This is a genomic window from Pseudomonas allii, from assembly GCF_055380095.1.
Map to the genome: position 1 here is coordinate 4,897,109 of NZ_AP039450.1, position 18,706 is coordinate 4,915,814.

Annotated in this window: 14 protein-coding genes; 4 read left to right on the plus strand and 10 right to left on the minus strand. The window is 51.4% G+C overall.

Going from position 1 to position 18,706, the window contains the following annotated elements:
• Nucleotides 1-4 precede the first annotated feature (4 nt).
• Complete coding sequence (locus ACZ445_RS22315; protein ID WP_081049274.1) at nt 5-1,456, minus strand: MBOAT family O-acyltransferase; 1,452 nt, start codon at nt 1,454-1,456, stop codon at nt 5-7.
• Nucleotides 1,457-2,818: 1,362 nt separating this feature from the next.
• Here ACZ445_RS22315 and ACZ445_RS22320 point away from each other — a divergent pair.
• Both ACZ445_RS22320 and ACZ445_RS22325 read left to right on the plus strand, forming a co-directional pair.
• Nucleotides 2,819-3,817, plus strand: a complete 999-nt coding sequence (locus tag ACZ445_RS22320; protein ID WP_058427315.1) for a glycosyltransferase family 2 protein — start codon at nt 2,819-2,821, stop codon at nt 3,815-3,817.
• On the plus strand, nt 3,814-4,152 hold the full coding sequence (locus ACZ445_RS22325) for an EamA family transporter (protein ID WP_058427316.1): 339 nt from the start codon (nt 3,814-3,816) through the stop codon (nt 4,150-4,152). The genes ACZ445_RS22320 and ACZ445_RS22325 overlap by 4 nt, the downstream gene beginning before the upstream one ends.
• Nucleotides 4,153-4,168: 16 nt before the next feature.
• On the opposite strand, the gene cysC is transcribed toward ACZ445_RS22325, so the two are convergent.
• The 8 genes from cysC to ACZ445_RS22365 all read right to left on the minus strand — a co-directional run bounded on the left by cysC (nt 4,169) and on the right by ACZ445_RS22365 (nt 14,498).
• Entirely contained in the window at nt 4,169-4,762 is a 594-nt protein-coding gene (gene cysC / locus ACZ445_RS22330) for an adenylyl-sulfate kinase (protein ID WP_464707582.1), read from the minus strand.
• 35 nt (nt 4,763-4,797) lie between these two features.
• Nucleotides 4,798-6,162 (minus strand): ABC transporter ATP-binding protein, encoded by a 1,365-nt coding sequence (locus ACZ445_RS22335; RefSeq protein ID WP_183133315.1) that lies wholly within the window; start codon nt 6,160-6,162, stop codon nt 4,798-4,800.
• Complete coding sequence (locus ACZ445_RS22340) at nt 6,152-6,991, minus strand: ABC transporter permease (protein WP_058427318.1); 840 nt, start codon at nt 6,989-6,991, stop codon at nt 6,152-6,154. The genes ACZ445_RS22335 and ACZ445_RS22340 overlap by 11 nt, the downstream gene beginning before the upstream one ends.
• Before the next feature lie 270 nt (nt 6,992-7,261).
• On the minus strand, nt 7,262-8,608 hold the full coding sequence (locus tag ACZ445_RS22345; protein WP_179029800.1) for a hypothetical protein: 1,347 nt from the start codon (nt 8,606-8,608) through the stop codon (nt 7,262-7,264).
• Nucleotides 8,609-8,741: 133 nt separating this feature from the next.
• Nucleotides 8,742-10,010 (minus strand): hypothetical protein, encoded by a 1,269-nt coding sequence (locus ACZ445_RS22350; protein ID WP_058427320.1) that lies wholly within the window; start codon nt 10,008-10,010, stop codon nt 8,742-8,744.
• Complete coding sequence (locus ACZ445_RS22355) at nt 10,007-11,659, minus strand: glycosyltransferase (protein ID WP_179029801.1); 1,653 nt, start codon at nt 11,657-11,659, stop codon at nt 10,007-10,009. The genes ACZ445_RS22350 and ACZ445_RS22355 overlap by 4 nt, the downstream gene beginning before the upstream one ends.
• Nucleotides 11,660-11,720: 61 nt before the next feature.
• On the minus strand, nt 11,721-13,415 hold the full coding sequence (locus ACZ445_RS22360) for a sulfotransferase family protein (RefSeq protein WP_310863404.1): 1,695 nt from the start codon (nt 13,413-13,415) through the stop codon (nt 11,721-11,723).
• A 186-nt stretch (nt 13,416-13,601) separates the two neighbouring features.
• Nucleotides 13,602-14,498, minus strand: a complete 897-nt coding sequence (locus tag ACZ445_RS22365; protein WP_058427323.1) for a glycosyltransferase family 2 protein — start codon at nt 14,496-14,498, stop codon at nt 13,602-13,604.
• A gap of 675 nt (nt 14,499-15,173) precedes the next feature.
• Here ACZ445_RS22365 and ACZ445_RS22370 point away from each other — a divergent pair.
• Nucleotides 15,174-16,562, plus strand: coding sequence for an FAD/NAD(P)-binding protein (locus ACZ445_RS22370; protein ID WP_058427324.1), 1,389 nt, complete (start codon nt 15,174-15,176; stop codon nt 16,560-16,562).
• Nucleotides 16,563-16,618: 56 nt separating this feature from the next.
• Here ACZ445_RS22370 and ACZ445_RS22375 read toward each other — a convergent pair whose 3' ends face one another.
• A complete protein-coding gene (locus ACZ445_RS22375) occupies nt 16,619-17,479 on the minus strand; it encodes a DMT family transporter (RefSeq protein WP_058427325.1) in 861 nt (286 codons plus the stop codon).
• Between the two features lie 409 nt (nt 17,480-17,888).
• Between ACZ445_RS22375 and ACZ445_RS22380 the strand changes: the two genes are divergently transcribed.
• Nucleotides 17,889-18,680 (plus strand): lysostaphin resistance A-like protein, encoded by a 792-nt coding sequence (locus ACZ445_RS22380; protein WP_464707584.1) that lies wholly within the window; start codon nt 17,889-17,891, stop codon nt 18,678-18,680.
• Nucleotides 18,681-18,706: the final 26 nt, after the last annotated feature.

The window sequence follows — 18,706 nt, forward strand, 5'->3', positions numbered from 1 at the left end:
CGCCTCAGAATCGAAAATATAAAAAGGGGTTAAGCGAGCTACTGGCTAGCAAAACCACACTACAAACCAGCCCGCCCACCAGCAGAAACGCAGGTAGCGCATGAACATCAGCTGCATCTCGACCATGCCTGCCTGGCTCAGTAGACCCGTTGACTCTTGTAAACTTCAGCTGCGCACATACCCATGGAATTACCGGGAATGAAAGAACCACTCCCGCGATCAGGGCAGCGACTGTTTCAGGCGTCATCCATGTCATGAAGGGCTGCCATTCTTGCAGCGTACCATCGAAACCCGCCATCGCTTTAAGGATAACCCACGCCTGATCAAAGCTATTGGCCCTGAAATAGACCCATCCCACCATGACCACAAGCAATGTGTAGAGACGCGCCAAAAGATCAGGCGCCGCCTCAAGCACACGTTTTAAAAACACGCGTTCCAACACAACGAACAGGCCATGAAACATGCCCCAGAAAATGAAGGTCCAAGCCGCGCCGTGCCAGAGACCCGTTACAAAAAATACGATCAACAGATTTCGAATAGTTAAAATCTCTCCGCCGCGGCTCCCGCCTAACGGTATATACACGTAGTCCCTAAACCAGAACGAAAGAGACATATGCCAGCGCCGCCAGAACTCGGTGATCGACTTAGATGAGTATGGATAATCAAAATTTTTAGGAAATCTGAACCCCAACATAAAGGCAAGACCAATAGCCATATTGGAGTAACCACAAAAATCAAAATAGATTTGCAGTGTGTATGCTGTCGCGCCGATCCACGCGACGGCGGATGTGACAGCTGTCGGATCCAAACTAAATAAGTGATCAGCCGCCGGCGCGACCGAGTTGGCAATCATTACTTTCTGGCACAGACCTACAATAAAATATTGAACACCCAAACCAACTTTTTCAACACCGACCGTCCGATTATGCAGTTCCTCTTTGATATCGGTATAACGGACAATTGGACCTGCCACCAAATGTGGAAACATCATCACGTACGTTGACAATCGCACGATACTATTTTCCGGCTTGATCGTTTGACGGTAAACCTCTACAAGATAAGACACCAACTGAAAGATAAAAAAGGAAATACCCAAGGGTAAGTGCATATTGAGGTGGGGAGGCTCACCCCCCACAGCACCTGATATAACATCCATAAAAAACTGACTATACTTGAAAACCCCCAACACCATAAGATTTATAAAAACAAAAACGCCCAACGCCCACTTGCGTTGTTGTCCAACTGCCACGCCTATTATTTTACCTGCACTGTAGTTAAGAGCCAATAAGGCTATTAGCAGTAATAAATAAAGCCCCTCGCCCCACACATAAAATACCGCACTTGCTGTCAGCAGCACTGCGTTCCTGATACCTGTCAAATAATAAATCAATAAAAAAAATGGTAAAAAGTAAAAAATAAACACGACCGAGCTGAAAACCATTTCTTTTTCGTCCATATTAAATTTTGCGAAAATCTACCACAAAACAGCGATATTTCAACAAAATCCACCCTTCCAAGCCAAGATTTATCACAACGAACCCAAGACAGTGGCCACCAGTTTGCCCAAACTCCTCCGCTAGGCCTTTTCAGCACCATATCCATACGGCTTGTTCCTGCTAGCGATCTCGCTGATACCGGATCACGTACCGTCGAAATGCTATGTAATTTTACGACAACACTGCGTTCAGACCCTGATAGCCAGGGCCGACTAACCTGATCAAAAGCTTTGATGGTTGTCGCCCAACCCTTTACAATTTCCCGTTCGAGACTCCTTCACTGGCTATGCTGCTGATAGCAGACAAAAGGGCAACACACTTTTCAATCAAGTATGCGCCATTAATATTTAAAGCCCTAACATAAAGAGACCTATTCATGAACAGCTTGCTGGATGGCGGCATTCACGTATATAGGCGCAGCATTTTAAACGATACTTTTACTGTCCAATAACTCGCCGCTTAAAAGACACTTCGACGGCCCCGAAAAGAACGCAACGCTCGCGTACCAAAAGGATTATCAAAACGAGTAAATTTTTTTACTCCACCAAGAATGACAGCATGTTGGCCGCGCATTGCAGCCCGAAACTCATCCATGAAGATTTTACTATTTCAATCTCTACAAATACTATGCCACCAAAACTAAAAAGGATCGTCGATCTCCCTTGAAATAAATATTACACAAACTGCATACAGATAACTCTATTTAAGTCGTGCGCAATCAAAGCAATAAAAATATCTGGAAAACTCATATCCGTCTCAATGACGCAGCTGGTTAGGTTTATTTCCTTTTGCGGAGGCAACTATTTTTATTACGACACTCAGTCGCTGCAAGGGGGCGACCCGGCATCAATTACAATAATGTTCACATCAACAGCTCTGGCATTATGAACAACAAGGCTTTTTAGATTGGTCGACTATGCGCCTTGCATTCACGCAACTTCATAAAAAGCTGTCGCACCTGAATTAGGATAATCATCAACTGCCCTAAACAACCTTCAGGCGAGGGCTTTTCAAGGCCACTATTTTATTCAGATTGCTCCCGCCTCGGTTTGGCAACTCGATAAAAGTGCAACCACTGCACTGCAGTCCGAGCTTGTGAGAATCCATTGCAGATTCGCATCCGCTTGAGGAACCAAAGGCCCGCCCCCCTCCCCCCTTGCCCCTCCCCATCCCATGACATTTTAGATGGAATAGGCCCCCTACTCCCTCAATCAAGCGGAGTATCAAACAACAATTAATTTAATGACACCTAATGGTTCTTAATCACAATTAAGTATGCTAGCCTAACTTATATTTTTTTGCATGAGAGATGGAGCACTCGCGTGTCAGATCAAACGACGAAAATAGCGGTTCTGATTCCCAGCTATAAAGTAAAGAGCCACATATTGGGAGTAATTCGGCTGATCGGGCCGGAAGTTTGTAAGATCTACGTCGTAGACGACTGCTGTCCAGAGGGATCAGGTGATTTCGTCGCTCAACACTGTACAGACGAGCGGATCACCGTATTGCGCAACCCTGTCAACTTGGGCGTTGGCGGAGCAGTCATGACAGGCTACCGCGCCGCAATCGCAGATGGAATTGATATTATCGTCAAGATTGACGGTGATGGGCAAATGGACCCGAGCTTGATCAGTGACTTTGTATCCCCCATCATCGCGGGTAATGCCGACTACACCAAAGGCAATCGTTTTTTCAATTTGGAAAAAATATCTGAAATGCCAAAAATTCGGCTTTTCGGAAACGCTGTGCTGTCATTTATGACAAAACTGTCCTCCGGATATTGGGAGCTCTTTGATCCAACAAATGGTTATACGGCCATACACAGTGAAGTAGCCAAACACCTTCCGCTTGACAAAATCAGCCAACGCTATTTCTTTGAAACCGACATGCTATTCCGCCTTAATACACTGGGTGCCTTGGTGATCGACATCCCCATGGACGCCAAGTACGAAGATGAAGTCAGCAATCTTAAAGTCTCCAAGGTAATTGGAGAATTCCTAATTAAACATATTCGAAACTTTGGTAAACGTATTTTCTACAATTATTATCTTCGGGGCATGTCACTGGCATCCATCGAATTGCCCCTCGGTCTTATCTTGTTGACCGCCGGCTCAACGTTTGGGATTAGCCACTGGGTCGAGTCTCTGCATCAAAATATCCCCACCCCTGCCGGTACGGTCATGCTGTCTGCGCTGCCTGTTATTATTGGCTTCCAGCTTCTACTTGCCTTTATAGGCCATGATATTTCCTCTTCGCCGCGCCAAGCCTTTCACGTTTTACGAAAGAAACACATACTGCCAAAAAAGGAACAGCGCTCATGACTTATTTTATAGCATTTGCCTGTGTCATTGGCATTGCGACCGGACAAATTTTATTTAAACTTAGTGCTCTTTCCGTTCACCAGAGTGGCAGTTGGTTTGATACCAAAACGTTAATCACCCTGTTCTCAGCTTTTGCGCTGTACGGAATCACTACAATAGCCTGGATATGGGTGTTACAAAAAATTGACTTAGGCAAGGCATATCCGCTGATGGCACTGGCATTCGTACTGGTTCCTATAGGCAGTCACTTTGTATTTGGAGAACGCTTTCAACCACAGTATTTCTTCGGTGTGGCCATTATTATGTTAGGCATTATCATAGTTGTGAAGACCTGAATCCGTGCTCAAGCACTTACGCCAACCCGCGCGCGTCCAGATAAGCCATCACCTTTGAAACCACCGTCGCTACATCATCATTCAACGTATTGAGGTGTATATCCGGCGCAAGTGGAGCCTCGTAGATGGAGTCGATACCTGTAAATTTCTTGATCAATCCTTTACGGGCTTTTACATAAAGCCCCTTCGGGTCACGGCGCTCGCACTCGGAAAGCGGCGCATCAACAAAGATTTCCGTAAACGCATCGGCACCGATGACTTCACGCGCAACTGCTCTATCTCGCTCGAATGGCGAGATAAACGAGGTAATCACGATCAATCCTGCATCTATGAATAACCGTGACACTTCCGCCACGCGCCGGATATTTTCTTCACGATCAGCGTCGCTGAAGCCTAGATCTCGACATAACCCCAGGCGAACATTATCACCGTCAATCAAGAAGGTGTGTCGACCTCGCTCGACCAAGGCAATCTCAATTGCGTTTGCAACCGTGGTCTTCCCCGCGCCACTGAGGCCAGTTAACCACAGCACTAAGGGCTTTTGTCCTTTCATTGTCGCCCTGGCTGTGACACTGACGCTAGAGGCTTGAAATACCAAATTATTAACCATCAAATAGAACTCATTAAAAGTCGGTTATTCTTGTACTAAACGCTTTCACCGCTTGAAATTAGTACATCAGAAACACATTTAAAATCTATGACTCCTGTTGCCAACTGCTCCGTTACTGGCAGCACTCGAAACAGGCACGCATCCAGTAGCCGATGGAGATATGTTTCCTCCCCGTTGACTGCTCCCAGAACACCTGCATTCACAAAATACGTCCCTGGGTTCAGATTACATTCAAAGGCAAACTCAACCTGAACAACGGTTCCGGGTGAAACATAGCTGACTGCGTCCTGCGGGCTCGTCGCAGTAGCGGCGCCCCCCAACTCGACTCCAGCCAAGGTTTTAATCATCATGCCAAAACGCACACCGGTTGCAGCAACGGAAAAAACAGTCTTATAGGTATAGCGATAAGTTCTCCCTCGCGCCAGGCAATTAACCGGCTCGCCTGCCAGATTGACAATTTGCGGCAAGTTAATGACTGCACCATGGGATTCATAGGCAAGCTCACTTTGGGATTTCAAATGAGGGTCGTAAAATTCCTCTACATCATCCGTAGTATTCTTCGAGGAGGCGTGTGCGCTCGCCCCTGCTACTGAATTCAACGTCGACAGCGACACATCCCCTTCAGCGCTCACCGCAGCACGAATACCCTCAACCTTATCGGCAGGAGCATAAAGTAACTTTTGATATTTTCCGATCACATTCTTGGGAGCACCTTCCGTGAGCTTGTCACCGTTATCCAAAAGAATAGCACGATCACACAACTCAACAACTGCGCTGCCTGAATGCGATACGAATAGGATTGTCGCCCCCTTGGCCTTAATCGCTTCAATTCGAGCAAAGCATTTACGTTGAAACAACTCGTCGCCCACTGACAATGCTTCGTCAACGATAAGAATTTGCGGATCAACATTAATAGCTACCGCAAAAGCAAGGCGCACCATCATGCCACTGGAATAGGTCTTGACCGGCTGATCAATAAAATTGCCGATCTCCGCGAATGCTTCGATTTCGGAAAATCGTGTGTCTGTTTCTTCTCGCGACAAGCCAAGTACCGCAGCATTCATGTAGACATTTTCACGTCCACTGAAGTCCGGATTGAATCCGGAGCCTAACTCAAGTAATGCAGCCACTCGCCCGGAAGTTTGAACATCGCCAGCGGTCGGCGTTAACGTTCCACAAATAACTTGCAATAAGGTTGACTTGCCACTGCCGTTGCGGCCAATGATTCCAACTGTCTCACCCTTTCTTACAACAAACGAAATTTCACGTAGTGCCCAAAACTCTCTAAAGTATTGCTTTCGTCGACCATTAAACATTTGCAGAAAGCGGTCACGCGGATTGTCATAAATGTGAAAGCACTTACTAACACCATTTACCTTTATCGCTATATCAGAGCACATCAGAAAAACCTTTTCGCATTTTCTGGAACCAGATGTACCCTGCCCAGAACACCACTAACGCAACAATAAAGTATTGAAGCAACCCCATAAAATCCGGAGCTTTCCCCCAGATTAGAACGTCGCGAGATTGTTCAATTATAAATGTCAGGGGGTTCGCCATGATAAGCGGTTGAAATTCTGGCGGGAGGTTTTTGACGGGAAAGAATACCGGCGCCAAAAACATCATCATCGTGGTGATGATGGCCACTGTCTGCCCGACATCCCGCAAGAAAACTCCAAGAGCCGCAAGAAACCATGCAACCCCCAACGCAAGGACCAATAACGGAAACAGTACAAGAGGAAGAAATAGCACGTGCCAGTGAGGGACACCAATAAGTAATGTGTATGCCATTAGCCAGACCATCAGACTAACCAGTGCATGAAAAAGCGCCGCACAAGCGGCAACAACGGGCAAGATCTCAAGAGGGAAAACCACTTTTTTCACATAATTGACATTGCCGACAATCAAGCTGGGAGCACGATTAAGTATCTCCGCAAACAAGCCATACACGATCATACCGACAAATAACACAACGGCGAACATTGCCTTGCTTTCTTCGACGCCACTTTCCGCTATTCCCCAACGTGAACGGAAGACGACAGAAAAGACAAAGGTGTATACCGCGAGCATCAGTAAAGGATTGAGAAACGACCACCCCAAACCAAGAAATGATCCCTTATAGCGACCGACCACCTCTCGCCTTGTCATTTGAGTAATCAGCTGGCGATTCACCCACAAACTACGTACCAGTGACCCAATCGAGATCGGCTGAGGAGCATGAGGGTTCATAAACGGCCTCTCATATCGCCCTGCAGATCGTATTCCATATGACGGTTGATAATGATTCTCCTCAAATCTGCCGTTTGACCTTTCCGAACGAAACTTGGGTAGGCCGTTTTGGGGCAAAGAACGTACAAGACAGCCAAAGCAGGGATTAAAAGACCCAGTGATTGACAAACCACTGGGTATGGGCTGCTCAGCCAAGACAAACCGGATAGATATCCATCTTAAATTGGCTTGGACGCTTGTATACACAAGGCCTTGCCAACGGCTTCTCGCTTAACCCTCTGCGCCGCTTTTTTCACCGACACCGAACAACAGAATCAAGCCCAAGACCATGACCAACGGTATCGTCGCAAACAAATACCTGAAGTCCGAAGCAATGCTAGTCGGTAGGAAGGACCCATACATCAAGACTGTCGCCAGCGCAATAACGCCACCGATTGCTTTAACCGGACCGCGAGAAATCTTGCGCACGCCCACAGCAACGATCACGACAAGCGCCGACATCCAGAAAGCGTGGCGGTAAATCGGCCAACTGAAAAAAGACACAGCCATGTCATAAACTACTTGAGCCCTTGGCGTGGTACCTGGCCTCACATGTACTGCAGTCAGGTATTCCGGGTTGCCTTCAACGCCAACGGTGACCGGCAAAGTACCATTCAGTCCTCGAAGCCCCAGCAAAGTCGCGTAGGTCATTATGCGATGTTCCAAATAGGCCCCCGGATTTTGCTTCACCATCCCCCACCATTCATCCCGTAGCGTTTCGCTAGGTATGGAAGCTAACCAAACACGAACCACCGGATTCAAATCAAGAAAGTCAATCCTGGCCGGATCGTAGGCGGACTTAATGGCAGAAAGCTGCTCTTGCGTCACAGGGAGAGCAAGCTCGCCAGGAGGAAGCTTAGAGTTACTGATAATACCTGCCAGATCGAACTGTATGATGCTGCGAAAGCCCACGGAACTGGCGCGATCACCGGCACCTTTCACCGACGATGCGACCTGGTGCTGAATGCTCATGACAACAGTTACGAATAAAACAATGATCACCGAAGCACCCAGGACTTTCTTCGTCGGCCTGAAGGAATAAAGAGCGAACATAAGTGACAGTAAGAGGATCGGCGCCATGAATACCCCTTGCTGACGCGCCTGGTACCCGGCACCTAGCAAAACTATGGATAAACCGATACAGCAATAACGGCGCAGCGGTGAACCTATCGTTGCAGCAATCGCACAGGCACACGCCGCTGTTAGCAAAGACGCGAAAAGCACATCTTTCCAGACAATGCCCACATAAATGAAAACAATAGGGTTCATGATCACCAAGAACGCAATAACGACCCGCCATGTAGGGATGTCATTAAGGCCTTGAGCAGCGCGTATTTGCAGCATTGTTAAAGCGACAACCGCAAAGGCCCCATAAAGAAGAACCGCATTGATCATCACAAACAACGCAGCCGAGAGCTCTCCACCACCCATCCACCTGAGCAGGGCCGACATAAACGGTGGCCCCCAACTTACGGACTGCCCGATAGCGGCCTCGTAGAGTTGGATGCTCGTGTCCATCGACATCTGCCCAGGTGCATGTAGCGCAATGGCAGCACACGCAAGAACGAAAGTGAGCATAACAACGAGCCGGCTCACAGGGCTCGAATTAACAGCCACTAGCGCAGACAACATCTTGCTCTGACTTGTCGCGGCGGCTCGTCGATTAACATCTATCACTGACATTGCATCCAGTCCTGTTCAACGGGCAGATTCATCGGGAAATACGCTTCATGATTCCCGGAACACCTTCCGTACGAAGCACTTCCCAAGCACGCTTAGCCAACAACACCCCGTGACGTGGGTCGTCCAGTACTTGGCCCAAATGCTCACGCACACGACTGGAACTGAAGACAACCGGAACCCCACCCGCTTGATATCCCGGGGTCAACGCAGACGTCACCCGAAGTATTTCCGCTGGCGAGGTGACCGGGTCAAATAGGGCCGGAAACTCCACGCGCCCCTGGGATTCCCACCAGGCGAGATAACCGCCGCCTTCGGTTGCAAAAGGATCAGGAAAGGCCTGCTGCAGGTCCAGTCGCTCTCGATAAATGAGTCGTGCACCTTTGGGAATCGCAGTACCGTCTGCAAAACGAGAGAACGCCCATGGCACTTGGCTCAACGGATCCTTACCCAGGTCAGCAATAGTCTCCGTGTACCAATTTATCAACGCATGTGCCGTTGGCTGGTTAGCTGCGTTTTTCCAAGCCATGGTCCGATGCGCACCACTGTCAAACCCTGTGAAGTGATAGAAACCAAGAGGCTGCCCATCCACCATCACGTTATCCGGTAATTCACCCGTAATTTGCCGAGTTGTAATGTTCCAGGGGGCGACGTTCAGGCGCGAGGTTCGCAGGATGCAGACGCCCTCGAAAAAAGCTGGTACCAGATCGATCCAGCGCTGATCAGTAAAAAGGCCATTGTGAATTTCAGCTCGGCAGAAATAATACAGACGGTCTGACCACCAACGCGCGAACTGTTTACCTATTTCCGTTGGCGCAACCGCAAGGAACCCCAGGTTATAAATGCCGTGTTTCAGGCTGGAGATCTCGTTATCCATGATGGCGGCTAACGTTGGCTCAGGAGTGACCTGATGAGGCGTCAGCGCGATATTTGAATGCTGGATAGCTTCCAGCACATCATGCAGAGGTGAAAATAGTACAGTATCTGGATCAAGATAGATGACTCCGGCACAATCTGGACGATCAAGCAGTCTTGCCAGGAGGAACGGCTTGATAGCTGTCGATAGCTCTACGATCGTGTGACAAAACGCCCAGCCATTTGCATTCGGTATATCGAGACTGCTAATGGGGTGAATTTCATCAAACGGTTCTGCGGAAAGATCCAGACCTGCCGGTACTTCATCCGACAGAGCCAAATGCACAACCCACTCAGGATGGAATTTTTTGATCGACTCTACCAATGCTCGAACTTTCGGGATGTAGTTGCAGGCGGCACTGGTGTATACGTGTATTTTTTTCAAGAAATGACCTTAAGGCTTAAAGGGTGAAGAGAACGATCAAACGCCAGGATATCCTCAAGTAAGCCTGGGCCATCCTGTCGCGTTGCGATATAGCCAGTGGTGTCAAGACTGCGAACCAAGTCGGCTTGAGCCCCCAGATCCAGGCAGATAAGCGGAAGTTTCATCGACAGGATTTCATGCGCGACAAATGAGAATGTCTCAGGGCAAATTGACGGTAGAAAAGCCATACTGATGCCATGCTTTTCAACGATTTTGGGTAAATCGTCTTGTGCATAAGGGCCTGTTTCTTTCAACACTTCAGGGTGGCATGGCGCGTCTACATTTCCAACGACGACGATTCGGACCGGCGCGCTCACTTGATGAATCGCCGCTGCCAGATCTTGAAGGATGCCTGCCCCTTTGTGGTGGGAGATCGAACCTATTACCCCGATCGTCAAATAGCTTCGCGGCGGAGTGGGCACACTGACTTCGCGTAGAGGCTCAACGTAATGAGGAAAGAGCTTGATACGCCCCTCGATCCCCGGATACGCACGCTCAAGCAACGTACAAGAAGATTTTGAAAAGCAGCGAATTTCGTCTGCGGCATAGAGCAACTCCCCCCACATTTCACGCCAGCGTACGATTGAGCGCTCCCCCGTGAGGGAGACGAATCCGTCGGGATGGCTGCTCAAACAAGCATTACAACGCGATACAGATGGTATACCGCAGTACTGCCCGTTATCGTCCAGCAGAAAATGCGAAGGGCAAACAAGGAAATATTCATGTATCGCCACGATCAGGCTGGCGCTGGTCCGTTGTTTCAACGCCAGCATGAACGCCCGGAGGCTTTGCGGGTGCGGAAAAGATACGGCGCAGTTGAAAAATACTTGTTTAAGATCCGTGCCCACCAGCAACTCGAGAAAGCTGACCAAGCTGGGCAATTGGCATGAATAGGATCCGCTACGGTCTCGTACTTCGACAAAAGTCTGCATGGAGGAAACGCGAAAACTAAGCAGTATTACGGTATCGCCCGAGGACCGCCAATCAGTCACCACGCGCTCGCGAAACAGGTTGGCTCCGCCTCCCATCGAATGATCGATCACTAGGCGGCATGGGCGGTTTTTCAAACGTGCCGCGAGAGCAGTCTCGTTGGAGCTCTCCAGCGTAGGGTTTCGCCCACGATATCGAAGGCACTTTCTGACCAATGTCCTGATACTTCCTCGACGCAGATAGGCCCAGGCTCGCTTGGCGAGATATAGACTCTGCGACACTTCAGTACTTTGCACTGCGTCGTGTGCTGGTAAAGCAAGCTCATGACGAGCTATCACGCCAGCCTGCATCTCAAAAACGAGTTCACACCTCTCGGGCGCCTCAGTTCCCCACCCGGCGATCACCATAAAACCCGAATTGGCCGCCTGAGCATTAGCGGGGAATGCTGCGGCAACGTCTTCCCGAGACCGACCTAAAGAAACTGCGACTCGCTCAAGCCGCCCGCCCGCAAAGTGCATATGAAGGCGGGCCTGAACAATTGCATGCTCATGATCCAACGCCCATCCAAACCCGAAAAGGCCATGGGGATGTCGCACGAGATGGTCTGTCTGACAGATTAACGTTGTCGATCGTACTTCTTTTGGACTGCCATATTGCAGGTCGGGATCAACTACATCCATGTATATCGGTTCCACTATCAACTGACTACCACAACGGTTCTTCGACATTAGCCAAAGCCACCTACTTATTGAGCTGAGGGTCCAGAGTCGCGTTTTGCGATGACTCCGCTACAAGCACTGGCGTCACCTCGCTAAGCGACACCCGTAAATATGCGCGTTCCAACGCATCCTGTTGCTCCTGAACGATTCGTTCGGCGTTAGCCAGAGCATCCGTGGTTTGAACAAGCTGAGCGTTAAGTTTCTGCATCTCTGCCAGACGCTCAAACGCAAGCCTCTCTGCCTCTCGAAAACCCGCCTGCATCTCATCCCTTTGCTGGAAAGCTTGCTGTTGCTCAACGACGATGCCTTCGGCGCGCGAAAGCGCAGCACTCATTTCAATCAACTGAGCATCCAGTTTTTGCATATGCTCCAAACGTTCAATCGCTATCAACTCGGCCTCTCGGAACAGGGAGTAGGCCTCGTTTTGACGCTCAATCACAGCCTGCTGATCCAATACAATGTGCTCAGCACGGGCAAGCGCGGCGCTGGTTTGATTCAATTGGGCATCAAGCTTGTGCATCTGCTCCAAACGCTCAACTGCAAGTGTCTCGGCCTTGTGCAGACGGGAATCAAGCGCTTCTAGTCGCGCAGTTGCTTCTTGCTGAAACTTGGATTGAGCCAACGGCTCGACTTGGTTGCCAGACTCGCTCCCCCCCTGCTCGTTTGCACGCTCAAGCATCGAACGCTGCTCCAAAACGATCAATTCAGCGCGGGCCAGAGCGTCGCTGGTCTGAATAAGCTGAGTATCGAGTTTCCGCATCTCACCCAGACGTTCGACTGCCATCTTCTCAGCCACTGCCAATCCCTTAGTCAAAGCAGCAATTCGTGACTCTAAGGTCGAAAGCTGCCGGTCATCCTTGTAAAACTTTTCTACCGACAAAAGCTTCGGGATGATATCACGCTGAAATTCAGACGTTATGCGAATCCACTGAGCACTCTCACGCAAGGCACTGGGGGTCATACCCTCATCGATAGCGCCACGCACAGCCTCATAGGCTCTCAGGACCAGCCCCGGAAGACTCAAATGCTGGGCCTCCGAGCCATGGGATAACGTTGGAGCAATGAAGTCGCCCGCGAAGTGCTCGATAGTGTCTTGGGCAGGTGTCAACCCAAGCCAATTCGCGACACCTGAAAGAAAGTCGGCCGGTTGAAAAAGCAAATGATCAAATATGAAAAATCGCATGTCACCTGCGATTTCCAGATATTCCAAGGCTCCAAGCAAATGTGTCATCCACAGCCAGGCCCCACGTTCAACTGAAATACCATCACGTCGAGCTAGCGAATGCACCACCTCGCCTGGGTGGCGCACCACCAGCATCAGTTGCGGCTTTACTTCCAATTGTGAGAACACTTTCCCCCAAAACGGGGCAAGCAGACACATTCGTGGATCTTTGAATCCCCAGGCAGGCGCTTCGCCAAACAACCCTCGTACCAGCTCCACAGCTTCACCGATATGCGCCTCCCACTGCCCTCCACTCCCCAGCAGAGGCGGCAAGGGAGAGTCCCAGCGGCAGTTGTACGAGGCAAGCAGCCTGTTATTGAATTCGACAACTTGACGCTCTTCGAAATAGCCCTTGGGATTCCATTCGTCGCCCTGATACAAAGAATTCCCCATGCTCAGGCCGAGCTGCTCAAGCCCCGCAGCGATAGCGCTGGTGCCACTGCGATGCATCCCCAGAACGATTACTACATTTTTATTCGCGTCAACTGGGTGCATTATCGAACACTCTATCATTGGATAATTTAAAAACAGGGACCTGGAGCATTCTTGCACTCCGGTTCTTACGGATGATCGTCAAAGCACAGAGTGTAGAGCCATCGAAAACCACCAAAAAATGACTGACGCCCAGGGCGTTTTGACCAACGCTTATCCGCAGATTGAATGGATTACGTTCGATCGAACTCAAAGTTTCTTCATTATAGTTGCTAGCAGAAGCCCCAGATTCCCCAACAGAGTTTGGCGGTAGAGTCCCGCCAACCAGACGCCAGAAATTCTGCGAAAGACGGTCTGGGTCCGCGCCTGCTTGAAACGCTCGAGCGTTCCTTGGTTTTTTTTGCACAAACGGTGTTGCATTGCATCAAGGGCCAGGATGTTCTGGTCATTCCACTCATGAAACCGCCCTTGAAAAACCATCCTCAGTCGAACTAATCGTGCCGCCCAACCAGCATTGCTACCAATCACATTCTCAGCATGCTGACGATATTTCATCTTAGGCTGCGGATCATAGTGAACGCGTCCGCCCGCCCCCGAGATCAACTGATAGAGCCACCAGTCATGAGCAGGCACACTCAGATCATAGCCCGCCTCGCATAACAGCGCACGAGCAGCCTTGTTGAACACCATCGTGTTCCCACCTGCAATACTTTGGACCAGTGCATTGCCAAAACCAGGAGCGAGGCGAAATCGCGGCGAATATCCAAGATGCACGCCCGCCTCACTAATCAATTGAGTACGACCACAATAAAGCGCAGGTACATGGGCCGGAACGGTCTGTAACCAAACCAGCGCCACCTCCAGCTTGTCTTCATTCCAGATGTCGTCTTGATCGGACCAGGCAAAGAAATCCGCCTCATCCACTCTATAAGTCAACGAGAGGAAATTGGCAGCATACCCTCTCTTCGGTCCCTCCATTACTCCAAGGCGAGCACGACCCCAGCGACGGCTGTAATCGTCCAACAGCGAAAGGGTTCCATCCTGAGAGCCGTCGTCCGACACCATCAACGTCCAGTTGGAGTGGGTCTGCCGCTCAAACGAATCAAGCTGCTCTGCAAGGAATGACTGGCCGTTGTACGTGCACATCAGGACGACAACTTTCGCTTCGCAAACATCGCTTGACTCAAGGCGAGACGGACTACGCAATGTGGTAATAGACACAAGTATCCCGCTGCAATGCACCTACTCGCCTGTAGGAATCAGCGGTATGTGCCCTAAGAAAACCAGAATTATTGCAGTTATATTCAGAAGGTACAATCTTACATCATGACCAATGGTCGGGCGTGATAATAAGGCCGAGCCCGGCCTGTGGGGCTGCGCTGCACAATCTGCAAGCTAGAGCGCTACAAGGCTGAAATCGCAGCCTTGAACCGCTTACAAACAACCATCGACTTATTACTAACATGTGACTCTTGAAAGAACTTTCTGCTCTAACTCGCTTTTGCACCAACTTGGCACAAAACAGCAGGACAGCGTCAACTGAAAGAAAGTTCATTAATTATATCCTGGTGCTCAACTCAACCCTTAACTAGCATGGCTCATTGATACCACTCAGGCTTCCGAGCTTTATTTGCCTCTACAGCCGACGCAAGCGAAGTGACACCCATCAATAAAAACTCATTCCCGCCAGCTGAGCACTAGAACGCCTCCCCTTATCCACGTCACTATGCGCTAATCGCTTGCTGGACCACCCACCCACAAAAAACTCAACGCTTCACGTCGTCAGTTGAGAAAAGCTACCTCATTCAAACTGGAGCAAGGATGAAGACCCGGACTATTGCAATTATAGGTGCAGGCTTTTGCGGCTCGACGCTAGCGGTGCGGTTACTGCGCAACCCAACCGCTACACAACAGAAAATCCTGTTGATCAGCCGGCCTGGTTCAATTGCGCGTGGCATTGCCTATGGAACCCACTCTCCCGCACACGTCCTCAACGTCCCAGCAGGCAGAATGAACGCCCTGAGTGACGATGAAGACAGTTTCCTTGAATTTGCCAAGAACCATGATTCCGACATCACGCCGGGATCCTTTGTGCAAAGACAGCTCTACGGTGATTATTTGGAGTCGTTGTTGGACGACGCCTCGCAGAACGCAGCTCAAGGCCGCGAACTGCAAAATGTCATCGGCGAGGTTGTTGAGGTGATACCCAACACAGCGGATGATGGAGCGCACCTGATCATGAACAACGGCGATCATTTCGAGGTCGACAAGGTTGTCTTGAGTATCGGCAGCTGCGCTCGCCAACAACCGTACAGCGCGGCAGAGCACCAGTTGTTTTACGCAAACCCGCGTTACATACATGACCCGTGGAAAGCCGATGCACTCAGCAATGTCGGCTCAGACACCCCCGTTTTCCTCATCGGTAGCGGACTGACAATGTTGGACGTAGTGCTTGACCTCCGTGACCGTGGGCATCATGGAGTGATTCATGCAGTATCTCGTCGAGGCCTCGCCCCACAACCTCATCGGGTGTTGAATGAACGCCCTTCCTATGATGAACACCTGTCCCGGCGAATGTTGGACAACTGCACGACCCGGCACTATCTGCGCGCAGTCCGTGACGCAATCAAGCACCAAGCGCGTACTGGGGGGGACTGGAGAGATGTGATCGGCGGGCTCAGATCAACCACGGCCCAGCTATGGCATGCACTCCCCATTATCGAGCGACAGCGTTTTTTGCGTCATGTGCGCCCCTACTGGGACACTCATCGTCATCGTTGCGCCCCGCAATCAGGAGCACGCCTGCAGACCGAGATCACCAGCGGCAAACTCAAGCTTTTCGCGGGACGGGTAACCGGCTTCGCACCCAATGAGGAGTACGTCAGCGTAAGTTTTCAACGCCGGGGCACCTACACCGAGGAAAGCATTGAAGTCGGTGCAGTGATCAACTGCACGACGCCGGCATTTGACCTGCGACAATTGAACGACCCCTTACTGGAATCACTACGCATCAGCGGCCTGCTTATACCCGACGTACTCGGAACAAGCATCGCAATAGCACCTTCCGGCGCGCTGGTAGGGCGTGACGGAACAGAATCACACTGGCTGTATTACGTCGGCCCCTTTCTCCAGGCACGTGACTGGGAAGCGACGGCCGTACCGGAATTACGCGACTACGTGAAACGCCTCGCCGAGACACTGAGCGAGTAGCCACTCGTCTCGCCTGCCCCTCCTCCGCACACAGCGACGAAGGAGGGCGCGAGCCCCTAACCCTTACGAAAAACAAACACCAAACCGATGATGATCAACCCCATCCCCAACAGGCTCAACAGCGCGAGCCTATTGCCAAAGATCAGGTAATCCATCACCGCCGTCACCGCCGGCACCAGGTAAAACAAACTGGTGACATTCACCAGGTTGCCCCGGGCGATCAGGCGGTACAGCAACAGCGTGGCCAGCAACGACACCACCAAGCCCATCCACAGTACCGGTAGGTAGAAGCTGCTGCTGTGTTCAAAATGAAACGGCTGGAACGGCACAAACACCGAACACAGCAGCAACCCCGCCAGGTACTGCACCGGCAGCGTGCCCAAGGGGTTGTCGGTGATGCGTTTCTGCATGATCGAGCCGAAGGTCATGCTGGCCAGGGCCAGCAGCCCGAACAGCATGCCCGCCAGGGACATGCCAGACAGGCCGATGCCCTGATACACCACCATGATCAGCCCCGCCAACCCGAGGCCGAGGCCGAACACGCGGCTGAATGAGCGCTGGCGCTCCATCAGCACAACGGTGAGGATCGGCTGTACGCCCATGATGGTTGCCATCACGCCGGGGGTGACGTTGAGGTCCAGGGCCAACAGATAGAAAATCTGATAGGCCCCCAACAACACCAACCCCGTCGTCGCTGCGTACAACAGAGGCTTGCCGGGGTGCGGCAGTTTCAACTTGAGGATCGGTATCAGCACCACCAGGCCCACAAGGGCAATGGCAAAACGGATCAACAGAAACGCAAAGGGTGACGCGTGCGCCAGGCCCCATTTGGAGAAGATCGCCCCGCTGCTCCACAGCAATACAAACAGGCTCGTCGAGGCCGCCGCGGCCACGGATTGTTTCGAAAGAACAGACATGGTTACCACCTGTCATCAGGCAAAAAAAGCCGATTCAGCAGACGCTGAAATGCATTAGGTTTTTTTCAGGCGGGCAGACGGGAACAGCAATCAGCTGATCAGCCCGAAATACCAACACCCGGCGGTGATACGACTGCGTACACCGGCGTGCTACTGACAGGTGGGGGGTAGTGACTGATCTGCGCAGGCTGCTTGTTCGCGCACGGCACGACCACAGCGTTGACCGCTGAATCGACTACCGCTGTGCGCTGGAGAGCTGGCATGGGCTGATCTTGTGTGAAGGGATGAAGAGGCTCGGACTATAACCAGCCGGTGATAGGTTTTGCAATCACTCTGAATGGAGGAGTTTCATGTGGGGCCCGTAGGACAGATCGCTATAATGTCGCCCAGTTTTTCCCAAGGATTTCCCATGATCGCATTGCCCTGGCTGTACCTGGCGCTTCTTTCCATTGGCTATCTACTGGCCTTGATCTACGGGCAATTGGGCGCGCTGGCGGGCGTGTCCGTCGCCCTGCTGCTGATTGCCGGCTACGCCGTACGCCAGCAACGCATGCCCTGGGCGCGTTACCTGGGCCACGGGCTGTTTGTGGTGCTGGCCCTGAGCCTGGCGATGCACTGGTTGCCGGGTTTCTACAACGGGCGCGGCATTGCCTCGCAGCGTTTCACCGAGGATGCCGTGCCCTTCTCGATGTACCTGAACCAGGATAAACCGCTGATCGGCTTCTGGCTGTTGCTGGCCTGCCCGTGGATTGCGGCGCGGCGCTCGTTGCGTTTGTCGATCTGCGTGGCCGCCCTGGCGTTGACCCTCACCGCCATCGCCGCCCTCGGCGGAGCGGCGTTGCTGGGCGTGATCAGTTGGGCACCGAAATGGCCGGAACAGGCCTGGCTGTGGGTACTCAATAACCTGCTGCTGGTGACCCTGGTGGAAGAAGCCCTGTTCCGCGGTTATGTGCAGGGCGGCTTGAGCCGACGTTTCAAACACCTGCCTTATGGCGAGAACCTGGCGCTGCTGCTGGCCTCGCTGCTGTTCGGCCTGGTGCACATCGGCGCAGGCTGGCATTGGGTATTGCTGGCGAGCATCGCCGGGGTGGGTTACGGCCTGGCCTATCGGTTTGGCGGCCTGGGTGCGGCGGTGGCCACGCACTTTGGCTTGAATCTGCTTCACTTCGGGTTGTTTACGTACCCGATGCTGGCCGGTTGATCCCCTGCAGGGGGGACTTGCGTACC